Annotated in this window: 1 protein-coding gene and 1 pseudogene; both read left to right on the top strand. The window is 31.5% G+C overall.

The window, feature by feature from the left end; genetic code table 11:
- A pseudogene (locus B0A58_RS16555) lies at positions 1-1,010 on the top strand (hypothetical protein); the annotation flags it as partial.
- A gap of 36 nt (positions 1,011-1,046) precedes the next feature.
- Positions 1,047-1,623, top strand: a 577-nt coding sequence (locus tag B0A58_RS14680) for a hypothetical protein (protein ID WP_207758859.1), incomplete at its 3' end; no start/stop codon positions are given.

Genomic DNA, 1,623 nt, shown 5'->3' with positions numbered 1-1,623 from the left:
CAGAAAACATAGGCAAAACCAATGTCTATATTGAAGGCGACCTTACCGATGCCGAATGTGTAGCCAAACTAAAAGCGGAAGTAGGCTCAATTACTGAAAATATTTATGTAGGCGGAATTGAACCACTCACAAATTTAACAACTATTGAACTTGAAGTTCCAGTTACAGTTAGAAAAATAGAGATTAACGGCACATATAACAATCTAAAAAATATTAAGATTAGAGGACAAGGAAAAATGCCAATATTGGATTTAAAGATTAGATATGGCAAAAAACTAGAAAATATTTTTATTGAGGGTATAACAGAATTATTTCTTATTAGTTTTATTCTTCCAAACTCTGGTAATGAAAGCGAACATCTAGTTGCTATTGAAATTAAAGACCTAAAAAATGTACGTAAGGCTTTAGGTGTTTCCGCAGAAGATGTATACGGAGGCACTTTTATCTGTAATGATTTAGAATATATAGATCAAAATTATTCATTTGAAGGTGGTCTAGGATTTGATGGTTATTTCGCAAATGTTAGTATGAATAAATTAAAAAAAACACAATCTTTAAACATTACAGCAGCTGGTAACATTGTATCCTTTCCTGCTCTTGAAGAAGTTAATGTTATAAGAGTTAATAAATACACATACAATCCTAGCAATAGTCTTATTGAATTAAATTTTCCTGTTCTTACAAAAATAAATAGCTATCTTGATTGTAAAGCAGATAAACTAGGTATATTAAATTTACCGCTTTTAACCTATTGTAATCAAATAGTATTAAGAGACCAGGTATTGCCAAGCACTACTATTAATATGCATCTTTTGAACTATTGCACCTATTATGTTTCTAACATCCAATTACCCTCAAGTGGCGTAAATGCAATTTTAAATAAATTTTTAAACATTCAGCCTATAAGCGGTAAATTTTTTGATTTCTTGCAAGAGGTAGCTCCTACAGGACAAGGACTAATAGATAAACAAACGCTTATTAATCAAGGAAACACGGTATTAACAAACTAATTTTAACCCTTAAATTATAATAAAATCATGAAGAAAATGAAAACCTTTTTAGTTGTACTAATAATTGTAGTACTAAACAATTTGTCCTTTGGACAACAAAATAGAAATGTTTATACGATTGGTAGTACCTTTTCTGTCAGTACAGGAACAAATATTTGTTATCCTGCTACACCAGTTCCAATACGTTCAGACCCAGCAACAAATAATACAAGTGCTACTTTATCTAATACAAGTAATAGTCACTTGTACACTACAAGTCCAATTGGTGATTTAGATGTTGTAATAGCCAATGCTTACGCCAGAGGTTTCAGAAAATTCTATTTTCAAGAGGGAATTTATGTAATCAGCACTCCTATTAATTTAGATGGTTTACACGGCATCACCATAGAAGGCTCTGGAGCAAGAACAGTTTTTAAACCTTCAGCGACCACTCTGGAAGCCATTTTTAAAATATCCAACAACTACAATAGTAAAATAATGAATCTTAATATGGATTTGAAAGTTACTTTAGATTGTGCAAATGGTTACACTGCTACAAACGATGCCAACACAGGTATCAAAATAGGTACACAAGTAGGACGTTGTTTGTTTGAAGGCTTGTTTTTCAGGTCAT

This window comes from Flavobacterium branchiophilum NBRC 15030 = ATCC 35035, assembly GCF_002217205.1.
Classification (GTDB): domain Bacteria; phylum Bacteroidota; class Bacteroidia; order Flavobacteriales; family Flavobacteriaceae; genus Flavobacterium; species Flavobacterium branchiophilum.
This window is presented reverse-complemented; position numbering and strand designations above follow the sequence as displayed.